The sequence below is a fragment of the Phnomibacter sp. genome (assembly GCF_036803085.1).
GTDB lineage: Bacteria > Bacteroidota > Bacteroidia > Chitinophagales > Chitinophagaceae > Phnomibacter.
The window spans coordinates 342,332-366,436 of sequence record NZ_DAIRUZ010000004.1 but is presented as its reverse complement, the minus strand read 5'-3'; the positions used below and the strand labels follow the sequence as shown (position 1 = coordinate 366,436).

Genomic DNA, 24,105 nt, shown 5'->3' with positions numbered 1-24,105 from the left:
TTTTGTTTTGGTGAAACCCATTTTTTTACTCAGAACAAACAAGTAATGCCAAAGGCCTATTTTTATCGAAGTGAAACAAACTCAAATAAGAGAAATGAAATTCGAAGAGTTTAAAAATCAGCTAGAGAGATCCACACAGGAAGATGAAGTAAGAGGCATTTATGCCAATTTCTTCAATATCAAATACAACACTTCCAGCAGAAATGACTTATACACTCCGCAGGTTCTTTTTGAATTTAAGGCCGATAAGAACTTCCATAATCTTAAAGCTCTTGCGACCATACTGGCTCAATCGCTTTACTACATCCGTAGGCTCAAATACGTTCAAATTAGCAAAGCCATTCCTTTTTTCATTTGCCTTGCCGATAAGAACGAAGCAACACTTACCGAAACAAGAAAATGGAGCACATACTACACAAGTGATGCCTATGATTGGGAAAGGCCTGCCAGTAAACCCGACCCAAAACTGATTGACCACTTAGTAAAAGAACCCGAGACAGGAAAGATTCATATTTACGCTATTACGAAAAGGCAGGAGCTGGATGCTTTTAAAAAGAACCTTGACAATGCACTGAATCCGCAACTGATATTTGACTTTGGCGATAAGAAAGTAATCAACGAAGAAAACTTTGAAGCAGTTTTTGACCACTGGAAATCAGTCATTGGACCTTACATCGTGAATGGATACAAGCCTTCATTTTACTTTCTGGCTAATATTCAACGAGACAAAGTCATTATTGATAAGGATAACAGCCGGGTGGTTTTCACTTTCGAAGACAAAAACTCTAAAACACAAAAAGTCCTGATGAAGGACTACGATTATTTTTGGAGTGTTTATGATTATGTAGAAAATGCTGAAACCATCAATGGTATTCATGCAAAACTGGACCGACTTACCGATGAAAGCCAAAGAAGATTTGAAGGTGAATTTTACACCCCGTTACATTTCGGTAAAAAAGCTGTTCATTATTGGAACGAGGTGTTGGGTAAAAACTGGTATAAATCAGGCAAGTTCAGAATATGGGATATGGCTGCCGGAACCGGTAATCTCGAATACCACCTGCCCGCAGAAGCATACAAGTATTTATACATGTCTACCTTGCACGGCAGTGAAGCAGACCATTTGAAAAAAGTATTTCCCAATGCTACCTGCTTTCAATATGACTACCTGAATGATGATGTTGAATACGTGTTTAACAAAGGTAATTTGCCGTTTGAGCCTAACTGGAAGCTCCCCAAAAAGCTAAAAGATGAATTAGCTGACCCCAATATTACATGGATTGTTTACATCAATCCGCCATTTGCTACTGCTCAAGATGCAAAATCAGACGGTAGTTCAAAAAAAGGTGTAAGCAAAACAAAAGTTGAATCTGCAATGGATAAAGTTGATGCAGGCCATGCTAAACGTGAACTCTTTGCTCAATTCATGTTTAGAATAGTTAAGGAATTACCCAAGAAGTCTTATTTAGGCATGTTTTCGACTTTGAAATATTTAAATGCCCCTGATAGTGTTGAATATAGAGATAGGCATTTTAATTTTAAGTTTGAGAAAGGCTTTTTATTTCACTCTAAATGTTTTCATGGAGTGACTGGTGACTTTCCAATTTCATTTATGATTTGGAATTTATCTGAGTCAGGCAAGAAGAGATCAGTTGAAATTGACATCGCCAATAGTGAAGGGGCGACTATTGGAGTAAAACATTTACAGTTAATCAAGAAAAAAGACGTTTTAAATAATTGGTTTCCGAGACCACAAAATTCAAATGATTTCATTCTCCCTGCATTGAGTAACGGTATTACTGTTAAGGATGGAAACACAGATACAAGACATAGAGCAAGACCTGATTTTTTAGCTTCTATTTGTAGTAAAGGCAATGATTTTCAGAATGCTAAATACGTTTCAATTCTTTCATCCCCAAGTGTTAGTGCTGGTGCATTTACAGTTATAAAAGAGAATTTTGAAAAAGCGTTGACACTCCATGCAGTTAGGAAAATCCCGAAACCAACCTGGCTCAATGATCGAAATCAATTTTTAGTACCACATACTGAACCCTCAAACGAGTTTTATAATGACTGTATCGTTTGGAGTTTGTTTTCAAATTCGAATCAAACATCGGCTTTAAGAAATGTGCTATACTTAGACAAGATATATCATGTTAAAAACAATTTCTACCCCTTTAAAATTGAACTAATCAAACATTGGGAAATTAAAGACCCGGACTTTAAACTTCAACTTGTAAACGACCAAAATCGTTTTGTGGCAGAATGGCTTTCTAAAAATGAGCTGTCAGCAGAAGCTAAACAAGTGATTGAGCAGGCAAAAATTGTGTACCAACTGTTCTACTCAAACCTGAACCAAATGGCCACCAACAAATGGAAAATTGAAACATGGGATGCCGGATGGTACCAGATCAGACGTTGCTTAACCGAGCATAATATAGCAACCTACGAATTGAAAGCATTGAGCAAAGCCAATGAAGAACTTGCAAACAAGATTTTACCTCAAATAGAAGAATTCGGCTTCTTGGATAAAGACGAAGTGTTTGAATAGCGAAGTAATTTTACTCAGCAAAGAAGAATTTTATGCGGTCAAATAAAAACATCACGACTTTGGAGCAAATCAAAAACAGGCATTTTGGAAAGCCTGCCACCCCAAAAAGGGATTCTTTAGAGGCTGGCTACGAAGAATTTATAGTGACCGCACTTCAAGTTGAAACAAAGCCTGGGAAAAGAAAAATAGCTTCAAGAGATAGGCCTCGGCGGAAAAGTTGAGTTATCGATTAAGCTCTGATTATTTATTCTACCTGCGGAAAACTATTTCCTGAAAACTTGACCAAATAAAAAGTCCCCGCATTGCTGCGAGGACTTTCTTCGTGATCCGGCTGGGACTCGAACCCAGGGCCCATACATTAAAAGTGTATTGCTCTACCAACTGAGCTACCAGATCTCCCGTTCCAGTAACAGAATTCGCTGTGCGTATTCCGTTTTTGGGAGTGCAAAAATAGGAGTCGACTCCATTGCAACCAAAAAAAATATTTTCCCTTTATCAACAGGCTGTTTGCAAATTCATTAACAACACCGCCTCTCCGATTGACCAACTTTGCATACACTATGGCAATATTGGTACACAACCCCGCATATTTTCAAAACAAGACAGTTGTAGTAACAGGTGGCAGCGACGGCATTGGCCGTGCCATGGTAGAAGAATTGCTGAAAGCAGGCGCCAATGTGGCTACCTGCAGCCGCAACAGTGATAAACTGTACCAACTGCAAGTACAAAACCCTGGCAGTAAGTTGTTTACCATGGTGGCCGATGTAAGCAACGAAACCGATTGCCGCAATTTCATCAACGCCGTTATCCGCAACTTTTCGACCGTTGATATTTTGGTCAACAATGCGGGCATCAGCATGCGGGCCGAGTTTCACGAAGCTTCGCTGGATACCATCCGCAAAGTGATGGACATTAATTTTTGGGGCGTGGTGTATTGCACCAAGTATGCCCTGCCCTACATACAGCAGCAAAAAGGCGACATCATTGGCGTAAGTTCCATTGCCGGCTACCGTGGCCTGCCCGGCCGCAGTGGCTACAGCGCCAGCAAGTGGGCCCTGCAAGGTTGGATGGAAGCCTTGCGTACCGAACTGTTGGAGAGTGGCGTGAATGTAATGTGGGTGTGCCCCGGCTTTACCAGCAGCAACATTCGCAATGCGGCACTCAACAAAGATGCAAAGGCACAGGGCGAAAGCCCCATGGATGAAAAAGCCATGATGACTTCGGAAGAATGTGCGGTCCATATCATGAATGCCATTGCCAAAAGAAAACGTACCCTGGTGATGACATTCCAGGGAAAACAAACTGTATTTATGAACAAGTTTTTTCCGGCACTGGCCGATAAACTTGTCCGTAAATTTTTCTATAAAGACAATGTTTTGGTGAAGTAAACTCACCTTGCTGTTTGCATTTTGAAATATGCCCAGCAGTACTGACATTGCAGCCGCTTTTATCCGCACCCATTATACACCAAACGAACTGCTGCATTCATTGTGCCAATACTTACGCTAACATCCGATATCGGTTACAAAGACTATATAACCGGCGCCATTAAAGGCAGGCTGTGGCAAAACAACCCCGCTTGGCAAATAGCAGATATTTCGCACAATATCACGCCGTTCAACTACAACGAAGCGGCCTACTTTGTACGCAGTGCCTATCCGCATTTTCCCATGTACAGCTGGCATATTGTGTTGGTGAATTTGTTTCACTCGCCATCGCCCCGCTGTTTGATTGCTTTTCAAAACGGACATTTTTTTGCCTGTGCCGACAATGGCTTGCTTCCCATGATTTTGGATGAAGGCCCTTACGAATGCATAGTATTACCCATTGATGCAGCAAATATTGCTAACAGTATGGCCTGGATGAATGCCATTGGTGCCGCCATTCAAGCCGTTGACAATGGCACATCGCTGCACCTGCTGGGCGAAGAACCAGAGCAAATTGTAACCCGTAGTGCCGTACAACCTTTGCTGTACGACGATTACATTGAAAGCCGCATCATTTTTGTAGATCGCTTTGAAAATGTGGTGGTGAATGTTATGAAATCCGATTTCGACAAAGTAGGCCGCGGCCGCCGCTTCGAAATCAGTTTCAAAAACGATGACCGCATCACCACTATTTCTGAGCATTATGGCAGTGTGCCCGAAGGCGATAAACTGGCTTTCTTCAATACTGCCGGCTATCTGGAAATAGCAGTGAACAAGGGCAATGCCGCCGGTTTGTTTGGTCTGCAGGCTTTTACAGCAAATGCCAGCGATCAGTTCATGAATTCACGACTGTTTTACCAAACAGTCCGTATCCGTTTTGTAGATTAAGTGTACGCCACCCTTCGTACCTCGTACTTCTTCCTTTGTATTTTTACGCTATGCAACCATTAACCCGTGTGGTAAAACTCACGTTGATGCCACAACACATCGAAGAGTTTCGCCAAATATTTCAAGAACACAAACAACACATTGCAGCATTTGAAGGCTGCCTCGAGTTGAATGCATACCAAGACCATCAGGAGCCGCATGTATTTTTTACCATCAGTCGCTGGAGCCATACACAAGCCCTCGATAATTACCGGTACAGTGAATTTTTCAAATTGCTGTGGAGCCGTGTAAAGCCTATGTTTGCGGCCAAAGCCGTTGCCCATTCCATGACGGTAGTGTAATGATAGCTATGCAAAAGTTGCTCAGCATTTTCTGGATTCCCTATTGCATTTACGCCTTCGCGGTGTTTGCTGGAGGCCTGTTTCTTGTAACGCCGGGTATCATCATTGCCATGCTGCTTGGCCAACCGTTGGGCGGCAATCTCGTTATTCATCTCTCCCGTATTTGGAGTCATTTGTGGTTTGCACTTATAGGCATTTGGCATGTAAATATTTGGGAAGAACCACTCGACCGCAAACGCCATTTTGTGTTTGTAGCCAACCATATTTCTTACCTCGATATTCCGTTGATTTTTCAAGCATTGCGCCATACCAACATTCGGGTGTTGGGCAAATATGAAATGGCGAAAATTCCGGTGTTTGGTATTTTATATCGATTAGCAGTTGTATTGGTAGACCGCAGCAGCCCCGAACGCCGTGCCCGTAGTGTAGCCATGCTCAAAGAAGTGCTGGCACACAACCGCTCCATCTTTATTTTTCCAGAAGGCACGTTTAATGAAACAGGGGCGCCGCTCAAATCGTTTTATGATGGCGCCTTTCGTATTGCCATCGAAACCAATACTGCCATCAAACCCATTGTGTTTCTGGATGCTAAAACGAGGATGCACTATGCGTCTATCTGGCGCTTACGGCCGGGTAAAAGCAGAGCCGTAATTTTAAAAGAAGTACCTACTGAAGGACTAACCATGCAAGACCTGCCCCTGCTAAAAAAACGGGTGTATGATTTGATGGAATCCATTATTATTGACTACAACAATCGGGATGCACAAAAACGGTAACCATAGCAACCAGCTTTTATTTCAGCAAGAAAAACCTTCGCTGTTTGCCGATGTGATTGTGCCCATTTATTTACCCAAAATTCTTACCTGGAGCATACCCGCCGAATGGAACAACCGGGTGCAGCAAGGCAGCCGTGTGATAGTACAGGTAGGAAAAAGCAAACGTTATGCGGGCATCATCAAACGCCTGCACACCGATGTGCCTGGCCTGTATGAAACCAAACCCATTCTAGAAGTATTAGATGAAGCTCCCGTAGTAATGCCCGAGCAATTGCGCCTGTGGGAATGGATAGCACAATACTACTGCAGCACCGAAGGCGAAGTGATGATGGCGGCCTTGCCAGCGCATCTCAAACTCAGCAGCGAAAGCGTTATTCAATACAACGACGGACACACAGTGGCCATTCAAGAATTGAGTGATAAAGAATACATCCTCACCGAGGCATTGGAAATAAAACAACAACTCAACCTAGGCGAAATACAGTCTTTGCTCGATAGCAACAATGTGTATCCCGTTGTAAAAAAATTAGTGGAAAAAGGCATAGCCACGGTGTGGGAATCCATTCAGGAAACCTACAAGGAAAAAACAGAAACCTACGTGTTACTGGCGCCTGTGTACCGCAACGAAGCGGCATTGGAAAAGCTCATCAACGAATGGCAGAAAGCACCCAAGCAATTGGATTTACTCCTCTCCTTTTTGCACTACGACCGCACCGAAGGACAGGTAACGAAACCTGCATTGCTGAAAAAATCTGGTGTCACCCCTTCGGTGTTAGATGGGCTGGTAAGCAAGGGTGTGTTGCAATTGGAAAAACGAAGCGTAGACCGCCTGCCACAGGTAGCCAAAGCGTTGAATGTAGACATTCAATTTTCTGCAGCACAACAAACAGCGCTGCAGCAACTAAAAGACAGCATGCAACAACATGCTGTGACTTTACTACATGGTGTAACGGGCAGTGGTAAAACACAATTGTACATTCAGCTGATGGCAGAAGCCATACAACGGGGTGAGCAATGTTTGTACCTGTTGCCGGAAATTGCATTGACTTCTCAAATTGTTCGCAAACTGCGCCAGCACCTCGGTGGATTTGTAGGCATTTACCATTCTAAGTTCAATGCCAACGAACGACTGGAATTGTGGAACAAAGTAAAGTCGGGCGAAATACAGGTAGTATTGGGTGCACGGTCGGCGTTGTTCTTGCCCTTTTGCAATCTCAAATTGATGGTAGTGGATGAAGAGCACGACAGTTCTTTCAAACAATACGATCCACCACCACGCTACCATGCAAGAGATGCTGCTATTTTTTATGCCTCCGTTTGCAATGCCAAAGTATTGCTCGGCAGCGCCACCCCTTCGCTGGAAAGCTATCACAATTGCTTACAGCATAAATACGGTCTCGTAACACTCACCGAACGATACGGCGATTTGCAATTGCCCGATATAGAAATCATCGACCTGAAACAGGTGCCGGAAAGTCGTAAACAAAAAGTGATTTTAACGGAGGCGATGAAAGAACGCATCAACCAAACCTTGCAGCAAAATAAGCAGGTGATTGTGTTTCAAAATCGTCGTGGTTATGCACCCTACCAATTGTGCGGCACCTGTGGTTGGATACCCAAATGCGATCAATGCGATGTGTCACTCACCTACCACAAGAGCACACAAAAATTGCATTGCCATTATTGCGGCACTACTTATCCATTGGCGAAAACCTGTGGTGCTTGCGGCAGTCAGGATTTTCGGCAGAAAAACTTTGGCACAGAACAACTGGAAGAATTGCTCGATCAAACCTTTGAGCAGGCGGTTGTGGCCCGTATGGATACTGACAGTGTGCGGGGCAAACACAGTCATGAAAACCTCATCCGACAGTTTGAAGACCAACGCATACAAATACTGGCCGGCACACAAATGGTGGTAAAAGGCCTCGACTTTGACCACGTAGGTTTGGTGTGCATTCCCGATGCAGATGGCATTATGCGGTTTGCAGATTTCAGAGCAGCGGAGCGGGCTTTCCAACTGATAGAACAAGTAAGTGGACGTGCCGGCAGAAAAGGTGAAAAAGGAAAAGTGGTGGTACAATTGTTCGACACCGCCAACCCCATCATTCCGTTTTTACAACAGCACGACTTCCCTGCTTTTTACCAATACGAAGTAGCGCAGCGGCAATTGTTTTTTTATCCGCCATTCAGCAGGCTCATTATGCTGCAATGCAAGCACAAAGATCAAACCACTTCATGGATGGCCTGCGATGCATTGGGTGCATGGTTGCGCACCAAATACGACAAGTACATCAGCGGACCAGCCGAGCCACCCATCAACCGCATCCGCAACGAATACATTACCGAACTGTTGCTGAAGCTCCCCCGCAATGCGGCGTTTTTAGAACAAGCAAAAGCAGACATCAAAACAGCTATTGTAGAAATGCAACATCAGGAAGCTTTTAAAAGAGTACGGGTGTCGATTGATGTAGATCCGCAGTAGGAATGATGAATTAAGCAATAAGCTCGTAGCATGACGATACAAACCAACTATAACCTGCAACCACTCACCAGCTTTGGCGTGCCTGCTTTGGTGAAAGGCTTTGCGGCTTTTGATTCACTTGATTCCTTGCAAGAATTACAAGCAGCGGCTACGGGCTACGCTCAAACATTGATACTCGGTGGTGGTAGCAACATGCTGTTTACAAAACCCTTTGATGGTTTGGTTTTGCACAATCAAATCAAAGGCATTCAATTGTTGGAGGAAGATGATGAGCACTACTATGTACAAGCCAATGCCGGAGAGAACTGGCATGCATTTGTGCAGTATTGCATTGCACATAACTATGCAGGCATCGAAAATTTATCCTTGATACCCGGCAATGTAGGTGCATCGCCCATTCAAAACATTGGAGCGTATGGTGTGGAAATAAAAGATGTACTGCATGAAGTAACAGCCTGGCATTTACAAGACAAATGCCTGTTGCATTTTGCCGCTGCCGATTGTGCCTTTGGCTACAGAGAAAGTATTTTCAAAAAACAATACAAGCAGCAACTCGCCATTGTGTCGGTGATATTTCGGCTCAACAAAAAAGTAACACTACACACCAGCTATGGTGCCATTGCTGCCGAGCTGGAGCAGATGGGTGTGCACAACCCCGGCATACGTGAGGTGAGTGAAGCCGTTATCCGCATACGCCAGTCAAAACTGCCCGACCCGGCGGTGTTGGGCAACGCCGGCAGCTTCTTTAAAAATCCGGTGATTGAAACTGCGCATTACCAACAGCTGCAACAAACTTTTGCAACCATACCCGGCTATGCGGCTGGCGAAGGCCACACCAAAGTACCCGCTGGTTGGCTGATTGAACAAGCGGGCTGGAAAGGCCACCGACAAGGACAATGCGGCGTACACAGCAAGCAGGCCTTGGTATTGGTGAATTATGGCGGCGCCAGTGGTGCAGATATCTATCAACTTTCTCAGCAAATCATCGACGACATTCAGCAAAAATTCGGAATCGAACTAGAGAGAGAGGTGAATATATTGTGAGTGCAAAAATCAAAAGCCTTCACATGTGAAGGCTTTTGATTTTGATACTAAACCAGATGATTTAACTCCACAAAGCCGGAGGATACGCACCTGCATTCACCAATGCACTAATGCTGGCTTCTACGGTTGGTGCATCTTCGGGATAGGTAACACCAAACCACTCTGCATCGGTGCCTACAATTTGAATGGTACCCTTACCAGTGTTGATGAAATGATCAGCTACAATAGGAATGAAAAATTCTGCCTTGGGTTCCATGCCCCGTTCTTTGATGAACTGGCTGAACAAGCTTTCTGACAACGCAAACACACCGGGTGAAAAACACCAGAAATTCATGCTCACAGGTGATGCCGGATCTTCTTCAAACTCCTGTCCGTTTTCTTCAAAAAACACCTGCTCTCCTTTCCAGTAAATTTTGGTGCGTTCGTTGATGCTCACCAGTTTGCCATTGGCATCGGCCTTGCACACACCACGGCTCACACTACCGTTTTTGCTCAGCGTTTTTGATAAGGTATAACCAATAATGCCGTAGTTGGTATCGCTGCAAGCTGTGGTACAAAATTCATAGGCTTTGCGGAAACCATCTTCGCCATAAAAATCGTCGGCATTAATTACCACAAAGTTTTCTTTCACTTCATCTTTGGCGCAAAGCACTGCATGTGCTGTACCCCAAGGCTTGGTACGTTCTGGTGAAACGGCAGCATCGGCAGGTACAAAATCGGTGAGGTGCTGATACACATACGCCGTTTTTATTTTGCCGGCCAGCTTGGGCTCCATGATGGATTTGAATGTTTCTTCAAATTCTTCGCGGATGATGAATACTACTTTTTCGAAGCCTGCACGGATGGCATCGAAAATCGAATAATCCATGATGGTTTCTTTATTCGGACCAAAGCCTTCAATCTGTTTCATTTTGCCGTAACGGCTGGCCATACCTGCGGCCAGAATTACGAGTGTTGGTTTTTGCATGGGGTTGATTTATTAAACTTTGCGAAGATAAGTCATCCCTATGTTGCAAAACCAATGGTCAGCCCCTCCACTCCTTTCGCCGCAGCAATTGCAGGGGCATCCGTTGGATGTTGGTATTGAAGTGTATGCATTGCGCCTCGACACATTGCATCCGCAGGTATCGGGCAACAAATGGTTGAAGTTGTATGGTTGGTTGCAAACCAATCCTTCGCTGGTGAGAAATGGTATCATCAGCAAAGGCGGTGCATGGAGCAATCATGTGCATGCCACTGCGGCCTGGTGCCACTTACATCAACTGCCTTTTACAGCCATTATAAAAGCAGCAGCGCATACCCGCTCTGCTATGCTGGATGATGTGCAGCAATGGGGCGGCAACATCATCTATGCACACCGCAGCGAATTTTACAACGATGCACACTGGCAGGCGATGGCCGATGTACAACAACGATTGTACATACCCATGGGTGGCGATGGGCATCCCGGTGTAAAAGGCGTACAAGATTATTTTAATCAACTGACTGACTTTGCTGTAGATGCTGTGTGGTGTGCCACTGGCACAGGCACAACTGCAGCAGGTATTTTGCAATCCTCCATGCCCTTTACGCATTTACATGCGGTAAACCCCGGCATACAAGATGCAACGGTGGATGCATTGCTGCTTACAACTGCTGCAACACATCAAAAACAATTACAGCTTCATCATTTACCCAACGACCGGTTTGGCCGCTGCAGCGATGCAACCATTGACTGCATGCTGCAATGGCAATCCAACACAGGCCTCGCTACAGACATCATGTACACAGGCAAACTACTGCATGCCATGCAACGGCATTATGCGCAGACGGCATACAGTTCACCACAAAAAATACTGCTCATTCATACCGGTGGCTTGCAGGGCAATCGTTCACACCCGTTATTAAGCTTGCAATCTACAGGTGGGTAGCAGCGTTATATTTGCCACGCCTTAGCGCCTTGTGATAGCATGAAATGGATTAGCCGACTTGTATTGTTTACCGGATGGATGCTGGCTGCAACTGCAGCCATGGCACAGGATACTTTGCCCAAATTTTCAGTAGAAGACCGGGGCGGTGGCCGTGTGGTGGTGAGCTGGCGCAATCTTTATCCCAACCTTATACAGCTGGCGGTGCAGCGCAGTTACGACAGCACCAAAAAGTTCACTACGGTGTATTCTTCTACCAGTCCTGAGTTGCCGGTAAATGGCTACAGCGATAAAATTATTCCCGGCATCAAATACTACTACCGGGTGTTTTATGTAATGGAAGGTGGTGCTTATTTTTTCACCAAAAGCATGCGCCCCACAGCTCCCCTCATTGTACCCAGAGACAGCGCCAGCAGCAATACCAACAACGGTAAAAAAGATAGCGTGGTGGTGGTGGATAACAAAAGGGACCAGCTGGATGAAGAGCTGGTAAAAAAACTGCAGAAAGGCAATAAGAAAGAAGATGAGGAAGAAGTGATTCCGCCCGACAAGCCGTTTTACATTAAGGTAAAAGATACATTGTACACCACCCTGATTACAGCGGAGTTCTTTCGTTTTCGCGACAGCATCATGAAAAAAACGAAAGACACTTTGTTTCAATTGACAGACGACACGATTTTACTGGGTATTTATGTGCCGCCGTTTTTGCAACGGACCAGTGAGTTTGTATTTACCGACCGTGATGGTTACATCGTAATTAAACTGCCGGATGCAGCTATCAAGCGCTACGACATCAAGTTTATGGAAGAAGATGAAACGCTGGTGTTGGAATTAAAAGCCTTGAAAGAACCTTTCCTTATTTTGGATAAAACGAATTTTTACCACGGTGGCTGGTACAAATTTGAGCTACTGGAAAATGGAAAAATCAAGGAGCGAAATCGCATTTTCCTTGCCAGAGATTTTAGCCCATAGGTCGCAGTTCTACCTCAAACACTTCTGCAAATTTATTGAGCAATACTTGCTTGCTTTCTTCAAAATCTATTGCATGGCCCAGCTCTTTGGCAATGGAAGTAACCTGCTTGCCCACAATGCCGCAGGGAATGATATTATCGAAATAAGTGAGGTCGGTATTCACGTTGAGTGCCCAACCGTGCATGGTAATCCAACGGCTGCAACGTACGCCCATGGCGCAAATTTTGCGTTCATGGCCGGGCTTGTCCGGATCGAGCCACACACCGGTTTCGCCGGCCGAACGTTCGCCCTTCAAACCATAATGTGCAATGGTTTTGATGATGACTTCTTCGAGGTTGCGCAGATACCGGCCAATATCGGTATACATTTTTTCTAAATCGAGAATGGGATAACCTACCAGCTGCTGCGGCCCGTGAAAAGTAATATCGCCGCCACGGTTGATTTTGAAATAATCAATATCCTGCGCTGCCATCTCTGCTTCGGAAATGAGGATGTTTTCGATATGGCCGCTTTTGCCCAAGGTATACACGGGCGGATGCTCCACCAACAGCAAATGATGTTGCGTACTTCGCTCTGCTGCTGGCTGTTCAAATTCGGCCCGCTTAATGTCGGTTGCCAGTTGCATCAGCCGCTCCTGTTCGTCCCACACGGGCTTGTAGCGTTGCAGCCCCAAATCTTTCCACCAAACTATTTGTTGTGTACCCATTTACTTTGCGAAAATAAGGAACCTGCCCTCTGAAGCTGTTTAAACTCCATACACTGTCATTCCCATGGGTCTTTTTGGCTGCAACTGCGTTGGATTTTTCGCCGTAGGCTACCCGCTACGGCTGCAAAATCCGCTTGTTTCGCTCAAAAATTACCCGATGGGTATTTCCAGTAATGAAATCTAAACAGCTTCTTAGACAAAAATTTCCTGCAACAGCAACCATGCTCGACGAAGAATTGCAACTGCCCGACGAGGGCACCGAGAGTGATGAACTCTATAAAAGACTGGTGGTAAAAGCCGACAAAGGCCAGGAGCCCTTGCGCATCGATAAGTTTTTGATGAACCGCATTGAAGGCGCTACCCGCAATAAAATTCAGCAGGCCCTGCATGCCGGATTGATAACCGTGGATGGCCAAATGGTGAAGCCCAACTTTAAAGTGAAGGCCGGCCATGAGGTGATTGTATTTAGCGAAGACCACCCCGACAGCAACGACATCATTCCCGAACCAATGGACCTCAACATTGTGTTTGAAGATGATGATGTGTTGCTCATCAACAAGCCCGCCGGCATGGTGGTGCACCCAGGTAGCGGCAACCCCAACGGTACGTTAGTGAATGGTGTGGCGCATTACCTGATGCAGCAAAACCCGGAACTGACAGAGTTTAACCTGCCCCGCTTTGGTTTGGTACACCGCATTGACAAGAACACCAGCGGCTTGCTGTTGCTGGCCAAAACCGACCGTGCTCTGCAACACCTCGCCAAGCAATTTTTCAACCATACCATCGACCGCAAATACGTGGCGCTGGTGTGGGGCGATGTGGAAGAAGAGAGCGGCACCATTGAAGCCCACGTAGGCCGAAGCCCCCGCTACCGCAAGCAGTTTGAGGCTTTTCCGGAGGGTGAATATGGCAAGCATGCCATTACGCATTACAATGTGCTGGAAAGGTTTCACTACGTAACGCTGGTGGAATGTGTGCTGGAAACCGGCCGTACCCACCAGATAAGGGTACACATGAAACACATTGGCCATACGCTTTTTGCCGACGATCACTACGGTGGCGACCGCATTTTGAAGGGCACCATTTACACCAAGTACAAACAGTTTGTAGAAAATTGTTTTGCCCTCTGCCCCCGCCAGGCACTGCATGCCAAAACCCTGGGCTTTGTGCATCCCGTTACCAACGAACGCCTATTCTTTGAAGCACCAATTCCACCCGATATGACTGCCGTGATTGAAAAATGGCGGAAGTATTTTCAAACGAAAGGAAAAGTTGAAGATTAGTTGGTGGTTTGTAGTTTGTGGTTTATTGCTAATAGGATAACAGTCAACTCATTTAATAAAAAACCGGCACAATGTTTTGAAAACGTTGTGCCGGTTGACTTTTACGGAGATTGGGCTTACGACTTCGGATAAGTCATGCGGTAGTCCATCCGCACTTTGCCGTTGGAAATATCAAGTAGTTTGCCTTTGAGCAGTTTTCTTTTCAGCGGCGACAGGTAATCAATGAACAACTTGCCTTCAATGTGGTCGTATTCGTGTTGGATAACCCGTGCGGTAATACCACTGAAAGTTTTGCGCTGGGGCTCAAACTTTTCATTCACATATTCAATAGTCACGGTTTCGGGGCGCATCACATCTTCCCGCACTTTCGGAATGCTGAGGCAACCTTCGTTGTACGGCCATTCATCGCCGGCAAACGCTACTATGTGTGCATTGATAAACGTTTCTTTGATGCCTTCATCCCCTTCATACTCCTGACGTTCTTCCTCGTCGAGGTTTTCGATGATTTGCTCACTATCGACGGTAAAAATGCGAATGCAGCGGTTGATTTGAGGAGCGGCCAAACCCACGCCATTGCTGGCATACATGGTTTCCCACATATCGGCGATGAGTTGAGTAAGATTGGGATAATCCGGCGTGATATCTACCGCTACCCGGCGCAAAATGGGCGATCCGTACGCTACAATTGGAAGAATCATAATGGTTAAATGGTCAGTTCGATGAAGGAAAGCCCTTCTACTTTTTTGAAAATTTTATCTGCTGATACTAAAGGTGCTTCTACGAATAATGCAGTTGCAGCTACCAAGGCATCGGGTGTTTTGATTTTTTCCTTTCGACGTAAAGATGCTCCCTCACGAACGATGAAATCATTTGTATGAACTACGTAAACATCCTCGATAAAAAGATTTATTAACTTTTCTTCTGTTGTTTTTAACTGCTTCGATAGGAGTTCAGTGACTGTTATTGCCGAAACGTAAATACTGGCATTATTGACCAAATCTGTTACGTTTTTGTTTCCTTGTAACAAATAGATAACTGCGTTTGTATCCAACAAAAGTCTAATCCCATTCATTTCTCAGTGTTTTCTGAAAAACCATCGGATCACCATAACCCTTGATTTTTCCAGCATACTTCTTCGCATCAAATGGTTTTTTCCCTTTTGTTGCATCCACCTTTTTGAGCTTTTCTTCAAGGGTAGCTTTTGTATCCTTTGCTGTAATTACAATCCTTGTCATGCGCCAAAATTAGCCTTTTTGCTGCAAGTATTCCTGTAGCATGAGGGTGGCGGCCATTTCATCAATACGGCCTTTTTCGCGGCGGTCCTTTTTTTTCACCCCGGTGTCAATGAGGGCTTGCGCCGCCATTTTGCTGGTGTAGCGTTCATCCACCGTTTCAATGGGGATGGTGGGATGGTCTTTTTTAAAGAGGCGGATAAAGTCTTTCACGGGCTTGGTACCATCGGTAGCTTCACCATCCAGCGACAGTGGCAGCCCGATAATTACCCGCTCCACTGCTTCGGTAGCAAAATAGGTTTTGAGCCATGGCCGCAGCCCATGCGAATCGACAGTAGTGAGGCCACTGGCAATAATCTGCAACGGATCTGTAACGGCGACACCGGTGCGTTTTTTACCATAATCGAGGGCCATGATTCGAGCCATATACACGAATTAAACAAATTGGACTGATTGCACGAAAGGAATCAACCCGAATGATGCGAATATTACGAATTACACGAATTATTTTAGGGTACGCAACAACACTTACACTTTTAAAAGCCTTACACCACACATGACTGAATTATTGTACAAAGATGAATCCTATTTAATCATTGGCAAATGCATGGAAATTCACCGGTTACTTGGTTTTGGTTTTAAAGAAGCCGTGTACAAAGATGCGTTGGAATTAGAGTTACAGGCAGAAGGCATTTCATTTCAAAGAGAAAAACGTTTTGAGGTAGTGTATAAAAATGTGGTGTTGCGTCATCACTACGTAGCCGATTTTGTAGTGTTTGATCGCATTATTCTGGAGATAAAAGCCACTGCAGCAGTGCATGAAGCATTTACTTTTCAAACTGTCAATTATCTGAAAGCAAGTGGGCTTCGACTTGGTATGATTATCAATTTCGGTGAAAAGTCATTGCGACATCAACGGGTAATTCTGTAAACACTAATTCGGCTAATTGACACTGATGACACGGATTGAATCCAGTAGATCAATTAATCACCATTAAACTTATATCCAATAAAGAATTTCGTGTCATTCGTGATTCTCCGACTTCATCCTAATAAAACCATTCGTGTAATTCGTAATCATTCGTTCCAATCCGTGTTTAAAGCAATAAATCCGCTATCACAAACACCGCAAACACCACGCTGGCAATGCCGTTGGCCGTCATGAAAGCGATGTTGACGCGGCAGAGGTCGCTGGGCTTCACGATGCTGTGTTGGTAAATGAGCATGCCACAAAAGCCTGCTGTACCCACCCAATACAACCAACCAAATGACCCATAAAAACCGGCCGCAATTACACAGGCAGCACTCAACAGGTGCAGCAGTTCACTTACCCGCAACGCCTTGGCAGTACCCAAAGCAGCAGGTATGCTGTGCAGCCCCTGGCTGCGGTCGAAGGCTTCATCCTGCAAAGCAAAAATGATGTCGAAACCGCTTACCCAAAACAACACGGTGAACGAAAACAACACCGGCAACACGGCAAATGCACCCGTTACCGCCAGATAAGCACCAATGGGTGCCAAACTCAACCCAAGCCCCAACACGAGGTGACATAAAGCTGTGAACCGTTTGGTATAGCTGTAAAACAAAATCACAAACAATGCCACCGGACTCAGGTAAAAACAAATGGGATTGATGAAGTAAGTGGCAGCAATAAACAACAGGCAATTGAGGACGGTAAAACGCAGGGCACTGCTGGCGCCAATAATACCCGCCGGTATTTCGCGGATGGCGGTACGTGGGTTTTGGGCATCAAAGTTTCGATCGAGATAGCGGTTGAACGCCATGGCTGCACTGCGGGCTGTGACCATGCAGATGATGACGAGCATGAATTTGAAAAAATGATTTCCCCAAAAGTCGAAATTGGTTGCATCATTGCCCCTGCCAATAGTATTATTTATATTCCAAGTAAAATACTTTGGTTGCAAAACAGCCAGAAAAAAACCAATCAACGCAAAGGGCATGGCGAAGATGGTATGCGAAAACTTTACTAACGAGAGGTAATTCTTGATGGTCGTCATAGTGTAAACAGGCGTTGCAGCGCAGGCCTGCAAGTTGCATTTTTTACCACAATTGCGGGCTGTTGCTGCTCATTTGTTGAAAACGAAAACAGTTGAAGCTTCATGCTTGTTTGTACCCCTTGGTAAATAATTCGTACAACACAATGCCGGCTGCCACGCTGATGTTGAGCGAATGTTTGGTGCCAGCCTGCGGTATTTCAATGGCGCCGTGGCAGGCATCTATCACTGCTTGGTCTACGCCTTCCACTTCGTTGCCCAGCACCACTGCAAGTGGTTGCTTGCCCTCCCACTCCACCGCCGACAATAGTTTGGACTGACTGGTTTGCTCCACCGCCAGCACTTGAAAGCCACGGGTTTTCAACGCTTCCACAGCGGTTACAGTATCCGCAGCGTATTCCCATGCAACCGTCTCTGTTGCCCCCAATGCTGTTTTGTGGATGTCGCGGTGAGGCGGCTGCGGCGTGTACCCGCAGAGGATGATTTGCTCAATTAAAAAAGCATCGGCCGTACGAAAAACGCTACCCACATTGTGCATGCTCCGCACATTATCCAGCACCACCACCAGCGGTAGTTTCGGCACTTCTTTAAACTCATCGGCCGACAAACGACCGAGTTCATCCATGGAGAGTTTTTTCATACACACGAATGGTTATAACAGGAATTAAATGAGATGGTCACGGATACCACGAATGAAAATTATTGGCGACTTATAGCCATTGCATTATGCATCACTTTTCATACACCTGATAACCGAATGGTGGCAATACAATCTTTCTATCTTTTGGCAACAATTGTTGCGTAAAAATTTCTTTTATGCCTTCAGCAATACGTTCGTCATTCATGTAAAACGATTGTGTTTCATTGGTAAAATTGAGCAGCACCAATACCTGCTGGTTGTGGTGCTGGCGCAAAAAACAAAACACTCTTTCGTTGCTTACCGGCAATCGAAAAGTAGCACCCGATCCATTGGGTCCACCAGCGGCTTTGTTGCGTTTGCGCAGTTGTAGCAATGCAGTGTAAAATGATGCAAACTGTAGTTCGTTGGTCCAGGCAATTTCATCCTTATCAAAAAAAGACAAGCGTTTGGTACTCGGCAATTCCTGTCCGGAGTAAATGAGCGGAATGCCTGACCACGTAGCACCAAGCACAAACAATGGCAATGCGGCTGCACCATACTTTTCCCACTCGGTTCCGTTCCAGCTGTTTTCATCGTGGTTGCTGGTGAAGAACATTTTGAAAGATAGCTTGGGATAACGGTCCTCGTATTTACTCAGCACCGCATCGAGTATGGTGTTGGTTTGTGTGGATGTAAAAAACTTTTCGGTGGTATGCATCCACTCCCATGCATAGCTGGCATCGAATGCCGCATGATAGGCTTCGTTTTCTGTTTCGGCCAACCAAAACAGCGGTTTTACCGCATCGCAATGATGGCGGGCTTCGAGCCAAAAATCGAGTGGCACCAAATGCGCCATATCGCAGCGAAAGCCATCGATGTCACAAGTTTTCACCCAAAACTGCATGCTCTCCATCATTTCGCGGCGCATGTCGTTGTTGCCATAGTCGAGGTCGGCTACATCTTCCCAACCGTTACGCTCCTGAAAATTGCCACTCGGGCTGAGGTCGTAATAATCTCGTCTGCGGCCATCCATCCACTCATGGCCGTAGCCAGTGTGGTTGGCCACCCAATCGATAATCACTTTCATGCCCAATGCATGCGCCTGATGGACCAATGTTTTGAAATCATCAATGGTACCAAACTCGGGGTTGGTTTGCACATAACTGCTGCATGCGTAGTAACTGCCCAATGTGCCCAACCGCTTGGGTACACCAATGGGTGTAATGGGCATGAACCAAAGTGTTTCTACTCCCATAGCAGCAAGCCTTGGCAGGTGTTGGCCAAAAGCAGCAAAGGTTCCTTCGGCAGTGTATTGCCGCACGTTGACCTCGTAAATATTGGTATGCTGACACCAGTCGACTGGTGAAAAATTGCTTGTAGACATAGTGATTCAAAGAAACGATTTTATGGGACGCGGATTTTCAGGCTGAAACGGATTATCACAGATAATTCTAACGAAAGAAAAATAGCCACAGATTCACAGATTGCATTTTTCAGTATTAATCTGCGAATTTGTGGCACCCTATTTATGCCTGATGTGGATGTGCTGTATTGAAGCTTAGTAAAGAACAGGACGATGAAGTGTGCGACGCAACGAAGCTTCATAGTAGCACTACTGCCGGGCCCATAAGTGTATTAATTTCCTTGCTCAAACTTGCAGCATGCCGGCGGGTATCAACCCCTATTTTTGCAGGGCTTATGCTGAAAGGTCCGTTACTCAACAAGTATCCGCAACTCCGTACATTTTTGGTCGCCCGTTTTGCGTTCATTTTTGCCATGCAAATGGTGAATACCGGCATTGCATGGTACCTGTACGAACTTACCCGAGATGTATTGTCGCAGGGTTTGCTGGGCCTGAGCGAAGTGGTGCCTGCCATCAGTCTAGCCTTGTATGCCGGTCATGTCATCGACATCAGTGACAAACGCAACATGCTGCTGCGGGGCATGCTGCTCTACCTCACCGCCAGCATTGGATTGGGTATTGTATCGAGCCAATGGGTTTCGTCATCGCTGGGTGTACAAGCTACCGCTGTTTGTATTTATGTACTCGTATTTTTCACGGGTGTATTTCGTGCTTTTACAGGCCCAACTTTTCACAGCATTGTAGCACAACTGATCAATGATAAAGCTGATTTACCCAAAGCCGTTACGCTCAGCAGCACTGCATGGACCATGGCTGCAGTTGGCGGGCCAGTGATAGCAGGATTACTGATTGCACAAATCAGCCTTACGTTCATGTTTGCCATTTCTGTTTCGTTGCTCATACTGGCTGCTGCATTGGTAAGCAAACTACCGAACCTGCCGGCACAGCACAGCAATATGCAACAACGTACCTGGGAAAGTGTGAAAGACGGCTTGCGTTATGTGTGGAAAACCAAAGAAGTATTGAGTGCTTTAAGTGTAGATATGTTTGCTGTGTTGTTTGGTGGTGCCGTGGCTATGCTGCCCGTATTTGCCAAAGATATTTTACATGTAGATGCTACGGGCATGGGATTGCTGAAAGCCGCACAGGGCATGGGTACCGTAATGGTGTTGTTTGTAATGGCCCGTATGCCGCTCACCAAAAATCAGGGCCGCATTATGCTGATGTGTGTGGCAGGTTTTGGTCTCTGCATGATTGCTTTTGCCCTTAGCCGAAACTACTGGTTATCGTTTTTCATTTTGCTCATCAGTGGTGTGTTTGATGGCATTAGTGTGGTCATCCGGAGTACTATTTTGCAACTCTATGTACCCGATGATATGCGGGGCAGAGTTAGTTCTGTCAACAGTATGTTCATCAACAGCAGTAATGAGTTGGGCCAGTTTGAAAGCGGCATTGCAGCCCGATTGATGGGCACTGTTACCTCCGTTATTTTCGGCGGTTGTATGACACTGCTGGTAGTGGGCGTAAGCTGGGTAAAAGCCCCAAAGCTGCGAAAGCTGAAATACTAAAATGGATTGCTGATGTACGATTTCTGATTTCTGATTTGAATACAGGAAATACGTGTTTTCAACCTAGCAACTTTCCAACCTACCAACTTTTGAACTCTGGAACTTGTGAACTCGTAAACTCGTTCCCTACTCCTTCACCTCATCCAGCAAATACACGATGTGCTTGTAATCGATATCGCTGTGGTGCGACAAAGCCAGTTCACAGGTGGTAGAAGATGAATAGCCTTCACGGCTTTGTATTTGCGCAGCGGATTTGAGTTCTTGTGCGGTGGCGCCTTCTACTAATTCGGGCACCAGAAAACCACGGTCGCCGGCCATGCCGCAGCAGCCCGCACCGGCAGGCACTTCCGCTTTTGGCGCACAGGCTTTGGCCAATTGCACGAATGCATCATTCAATCCCAACTTGGTAACTGCACAGGCTGGATGCAGCACTACGGGTTCTTGCTTGGGATTGAGCTGTAGCTTGGGCAAAACCGTCTGTTGCAAAAAAGCCACACTATCCAGCATTTGTAGCTGTCGCCACTGTTGTAAATACGGTTCGGGCAAGTGCTTGCCGTTTTGCAAAAACGTATAGGTGCATGAAGAGAAATCACACACAACAGGAAGCCGTCCTTTATCAGTCCATTGCCACAAAGCAGTTACCGCCTCTTGCAACAATTGCTGACTGGCTCCTACGTACCCCTTGCTGCTAAAGGGCTGACCGCAACATTGACTGCTTAACCCTTCCGGCATCAACAACTGTACACCAGCCTGCCGGCATACATCGAGCATCGATTGCTGCAAAGATTTTGGTTCATCGCCATGCGCCATCACCCGGTTGATGCAGGAAGAAAAATACACCGCATCGGGTTGCGCCGGATTCGCTTTCGGTAATCGTTTGGCGGCTTTCAAGCCATGCATCCACACGGGCATTATGGGAATGATTTTCCGTATACCACGACTGATACCACTGACCAATTTCACTTTATCCAACAATGAAAGAGCAGCAATAATAAACCGTGCCGATGTAGCAACGAATCCGAAATGACGAGCCATCCAACCGGCGATGGCATTGCCCATGCGACCATGCTGCTCATGCCGCAAGCGTTTCACCAGCTCACCGGTATTGATATCCACCGGACAATCGGTAGCACACAAACCATCCGTGGCGCAGGTATCCAAACCATCGTACTGAAAAGATGACTGCAGCTCTTTCAGTAATTGTTGTTGGTCTTGATGTTGCAACCGCTGTAAAGCCCTGCGGGCTACAATGCGTCGGCGTGGCGTCATGGTTACATCGCGGCTGGGGCAGTTTACTTCGCAAAAACCACACTCAATGCATTTGTCTACTTCCTGTTCTACCTGTGGCAAATCTTTCAGGTGTTCGATATGTGCCTGCTTACTGGCATTGATAATAACACCGGGATTGAGTAACCCTTTTGGATCGGCAGCATGTTTGATTTGCTGCATGATGCGATATGCTTCGCCACCCCACTCTGCTTCAATAAAAGGTGCCATATTGCGGCCCGTGCCATGTTCGCCTTTTAATGCGCCATCGTATTTATTGACCACCAGCGAAACTACTTCCCGCATAAACGCATCATAGCGTTTTACTTCGCTTTCGGTATCGAGGAGTTGTGTAATCACAAAGTGAATATTGCCATCTTTTGCATGACCGAAAATGATGGCATTGTGATAGCCATACTTTGTAAACAACTGTTGTACATCCACCAATCCATCGGCCAGTTTAGCCACTGGGAAAGTGATGTCTTCGAGAATAACCGTGGTGCCACGCTGCCTTACAGCCCCCACACTCGGGAACATACCTTTGCGCAGCTTCCAGTAAAAATTGCGTTCTTTTTCTTGTGTGGTAAATGCTGCGGGATGCAGTAATGGCAACTGTTGCAATACCATATTGGCATTAGCCAGCAAGCCTTCCAATGCAGCTGCATCCTCAGTTTGATACTCGCAGAGTAAGGCTGCCGCACCATCTGGTAACTGGGTAAAAAAATCGGGTAATCCAGGTAAGTGTTCTACTGATTTCAGCGAAGCCCTGTCCATGAGTTCCAACGCTTCGGCGCCGGTTTCTTTCAGGGGTACAATAGCCGAGCATGCTTCGTACAAATTGGGAAAATATAGCATGGCTGCTGCCTTGTAGGGCTTATCAGCAATGGTACGTAGCGTTGCTTCTGCAATGAATGCCAGTGTGCCTTCACCACCCACCAACAGGTGCGCAAATATGTCGAGCGGATGCTCATAATCTACCAAGGCATTGAGTGAATAACCAACGGTATTCTTTGTGAGATACTTGTGCCGGATACGCTGCAGCAATGCATCATTGTTCAGTATTTGCTGCCGTAGTTCGGTAAGTGTTGTAGCAAGTGTTGATTGCTCTTGCTGAAACCTTTCATAATCGCTGGCATCTGCGGTATGGTATCGCTGTCCATCGGGCAATACAAAATGAACGTGCTCGATGGTGTGATAAGAATTATCCTTTACACCACAGCACATACCCGATGCATTGTTGCTGATGATGCCGCCCATCATAGCCGCATTGATACTCGCCGGATCGGGACCAATTTTTTGGCTGTGCTTTTTCAGGTAATGATTCACCATACCTCCGGTGATGCCCGGCTGTACAGTTACTGCTTGTTTGGAAGCATGCACCTGTATCCCCCGCCAATGCTTGCTGATGTCGACCAGCCAACCATCCGTAATAGCCTGTCCGCTGAGGCTGGTGCCACCTGCCCGAAACACAACGGGCACCAATTGCTGCTGTGCCAATTCGAAAATATGTTGTACATCTTCCACCGTTGCCGGAAACAATACTGCCTGCGGAATGAGCTGATAAAACCCGGCATCAGAAGCATAAGAAATGCGATCGATGAGCCTGGTAGAAAACTGAGTAGCCGGTAATATTTGAAGCAGTATCTGATCGGTGGTTGGCATGAT

General features: G+C 45.9%; 22 protein-coding genes and 1 tRNA gene. 12 read left to right on the top strand and 11 right to left on the bottom strand.

Features of this window, described 5'->3' with window-relative positions; translation table 11 throughout:
* Positions 1-94: 94 nt before the first annotated feature.
* The gene (locus V7Q13_RS10830; protein ID WP_333800701.1) at positions 95-2,551 is read left to right on the top strand and encodes a hypothetical protein; all 2,457 of its coding nucleotides are present in this window, start codon (positions 95-97) and stop codon (positions 2,549-2,551) included.
* Between the two features lie 323 nt (positions 2,552-2,874).
* On the opposite strand, the gene V7Q13_RS10825 is transcribed toward V7Q13_RS10830, so the two are convergent.
* A tRNA-Lys gene (locus V7Q13_RS10825) sits at positions 2,875-2,947 on the bottom strand.
* Positions 2,948-3,111: 164 nt separating this feature from the next.
* On the opposite strand from V7Q13_RS10825, the gene V7Q13_RS10820 reads away from it, so the two are divergent.
* From V7Q13_RS10820 to murB, 6 genes are all read left to right on the top strand, one after another.
* Positions 3,112-3,939, top strand: a complete 828-nt coding sequence (locus tag V7Q13_RS10820) for an SDR family oxidoreductase (RefSeq protein ID WP_333800700.1) — start codon at positions 3,112-3,114, stop codon at positions 3,937-3,939.
* Between the two features lie 102 nt (positions 3,940-4,041).
* The gene (locus V7Q13_RS10815; protein ID WP_333800699.1) at positions 4,042-4,866 is read left to right on the top strand and encodes an SAM hydrolase/SAM-dependent halogenase family protein; all 825 of its coding nucleotides are present in this window, start codon (positions 4,042-4,044) and stop codon (positions 4,864-4,866) included.
* A gap of 50 nt (positions 4,867-4,916) precedes the next feature.
* A complete protein-coding gene (locus V7Q13_RS10810) occupies positions 4,917-5,207 on the top strand; it encodes a putative quinol monooxygenase (RefSeq protein ID WP_333800698.1) in 291 nt (96 codons plus the stop codon).
* 8 nt (positions 5,208-5,215) lie between these two features.
* On the top strand, positions 5,216-5,983 hold the full coding sequence (locus tag V7Q13_RS10805; RefSeq protein ID WP_333800697.1) for a lysophospholipid acyltransferase family protein: 768 nt from the start codon (positions 5,216-5,218) through the stop codon (positions 5,981-5,983).
* Positions 5,967-8,465 (top strand): replication restart helicase PriA, encoded by a 2,499-nt coding sequence (priA, locus tag V7Q13_RS10800; protein WP_333800696.1) that lies wholly within the window; start codon positions 5,967-5,969, stop codon positions 8,463-8,465. The genes V7Q13_RS10805 and priA overlap by 17 nt, the downstream gene beginning before the upstream one ends.
* Before the next feature lie 30 nt (positions 8,466-8,495).
* Entirely contained in the window at positions 8,496-9,509 is a 1,014-nt protein-coding gene (murB, locus tag V7Q13_RS10795) for a UDP-N-acetylmuramate dehydrogenase (RefSeq protein WP_333800695.1), read from the top strand.
* Positions 9,510-9,570: 61 nt separating this feature from the next.
* Here murB and V7Q13_RS10790 read toward each other — a convergent pair whose 3' ends face one another.
* Positions 9,571-10,476: a sugar phosphate nucleotidyltransferase gene (locus tag V7Q13_RS10790; protein ID WP_333800694.1), complete on the bottom strand. Its 906-nt coding sequence runs from the start codon at positions 10,474-10,476 to the stop codon at positions 9,571-9,573.
* Between the two features lie 40 nt (positions 10,477-10,516).
* On the opposite strand from V7Q13_RS10790, the gene V7Q13_RS10785 reads away from it, so the two are divergent.
* Together V7Q13_RS10785 and V7Q13_RS10780 are read left to right on the top strand one after the other, a co-directional pair.
* Positions 10,517-11,419 (top strand): pyridoxal-phosphate dependent enzyme, encoded by a 903-nt coding sequence (locus tag V7Q13_RS10785; RefSeq protein ID WP_333800693.1) that lies wholly within the window; start codon positions 10,517-10,519, stop codon positions 11,417-11,419.
* Positions 11,420-11,458: 39 nt separating this feature from the next.
* Positions 11,459-12,388: a hypothetical protein gene (locus V7Q13_RS10780; protein ID WP_333800692.1), complete on the top strand. Its 930-nt coding sequence runs from the start codon at positions 11,459-11,461 to the stop codon at positions 12,386-12,388.
* Here V7Q13_RS10780 and lipB read toward each other — a convergent pair.
* Entirely contained in the window at positions 12,378-13,094 is a 717-nt protein-coding gene (gene lipB, locus V7Q13_RS10775) for a lipoyl(octanoyl) transferase LipB (RefSeq protein ID WP_333800691.1), read from the bottom strand. The two genes, V7Q13_RS10780 and lipB, sit on opposite strands and share 11 nt — an antisense overlap.
* Positions 13,095-13,315: 221 nt before the next feature.
* On the opposite strand from lipB, the gene V7Q13_RS10770 reads away from it, so the two are divergent.
* A complete protein-coding gene (locus V7Q13_RS10770; protein ID WP_333800690.1) occupies positions 13,316-14,377 on the top strand; it encodes an RluA family pseudouridine synthase in 1,062 nt (353 codons plus the stop codon).
* Positions 14,378-14,493: 116 nt separating this feature from the next.
* Here V7Q13_RS10770 and def read toward each other — a convergent pair whose 3' ends face one another.
* From def to ruvX, 4 genes are read right to left on the bottom strand one after another with little or no spacing between them, the layout of a single operon-like run.
* On the bottom strand, positions 14,494-15,075 hold the full coding sequence (gene def, locus V7Q13_RS10765; RefSeq protein ID WP_333800689.1) for a peptide deformylase: 582 nt from the start codon (positions 15,073-15,075) through the stop codon (positions 14,494-14,496).
* Positions 15,076-15,080: 5 nt separating this feature from the next.
* Positions 15,081-15,449, bottom strand: a complete 369-nt coding sequence (locus V7Q13_RS10760; protein ID WP_333800688.1) for a type II toxin-antitoxin system VapC family toxin — start codon at positions 15,447-15,449, stop codon at positions 15,081-15,083.
* Complete coding sequence (locus V7Q13_RS10755; protein WP_333800687.1) at positions 15,436-15,612, bottom strand: hypothetical protein; 177 nt, start codon at positions 15,610-15,612, stop codon at positions 15,436-15,438. Before V7Q13_RS10755 ends, V7Q13_RS10760 begins: the two co-directional genes overlap by 14 nt.
* Positions 15,613-15,621: 9 nt before the next feature.
* A complete protein-coding gene (ruvX, locus tag V7Q13_RS10750; protein WP_333800686.1) occupies positions 15,622-16,035 on the bottom strand; it encodes a Holliday junction resolvase RuvX in 414 nt (137 codons plus the stop codon).
* A 130-nt stretch (positions 16,036-16,165) separates the two neighbouring features.
* Here ruvX and V7Q13_RS10745 point away from each other — a divergent pair, with 130 nt between their 5' ends.
* Positions 16,166-16,540 carry a GxxExxY protein gene (locus V7Q13_RS10745; protein WP_333800685.1) on the top strand — a complete coding sequence of 125 codons (375 nt, stop codon included), beginning with the start codon at positions 16,166-16,168 and terminating at the stop codon, positions 16,538-16,540.
* A gap of 166 nt (positions 16,541-16,706) precedes the next feature.
* Here V7Q13_RS10745 and V7Q13_RS10740 read toward each other — a convergent pair whose 3' ends face one another.
* The 3 genes from V7Q13_RS10740 to V7Q13_RS10730 form a co-directional block, all read right to left on the bottom strand.
* Positions 16,707-17,627 carry a UbiA-like polyprenyltransferase gene (locus V7Q13_RS10740; RefSeq protein WP_333800684.1) on the bottom strand — a complete coding sequence of 307 codons (921 nt, stop codon included), beginning with the start codon at positions 17,625-17,627 and terminating at the stop codon, positions 16,707-16,709.
* A gap of 100 nt (positions 17,628-17,727) precedes the next feature.
* Positions 17,728-18,264 carry an RNA methyltransferase gene (locus V7Q13_RS10735; RefSeq protein ID WP_333800683.1) on the bottom strand — a complete coding sequence of 179 codons (537 nt, stop codon included), beginning with the start codon at positions 18,262-18,264 and terminating at the stop codon, positions 17,728-17,730.
* A 91-nt stretch (positions 18,265-18,355) separates the two neighbouring features.
* Positions 18,356-19,627 carry an alpha-amylase family glycosyl hydrolase gene (locus V7Q13_RS10730; protein WP_333800682.1) on the bottom strand — a complete coding sequence of 424 codons (1,272 nt, stop codon included), beginning with the start codon at positions 19,625-19,627 and terminating at the stop codon, positions 18,356-18,358.
* A 314-nt stretch (positions 19,628-19,941) separates the two neighbouring features.
* Between V7Q13_RS10730 and V7Q13_RS10725 the strand changes: the two genes are divergently transcribed.
* Entirely contained in the window at positions 19,942-21,174 is a 1,233-nt protein-coding gene (locus V7Q13_RS10725) for an MFS transporter (protein WP_333800681.1), read from the top strand.
* Positions 21,175-21,300: 126 nt separating this feature from the next.
* Here the strand turns inward: V7Q13_RS10725 and V7Q13_RS10720 are convergent, their stop codons facing one another.
* Positions 21,301-24,102 carry an FAD-binding and (Fe-S)-binding domain-containing protein gene (locus V7Q13_RS10720; protein WP_333800680.1) on the bottom strand — a complete coding sequence of 934 codons (2,802 nt, stop codon included), beginning with the start codon at positions 24,100-24,102 and terminating at the stop codon, positions 21,301-21,303.
* Between the last annotated feature and the right edge of the window lie 3 nt (positions 24,103-24,105).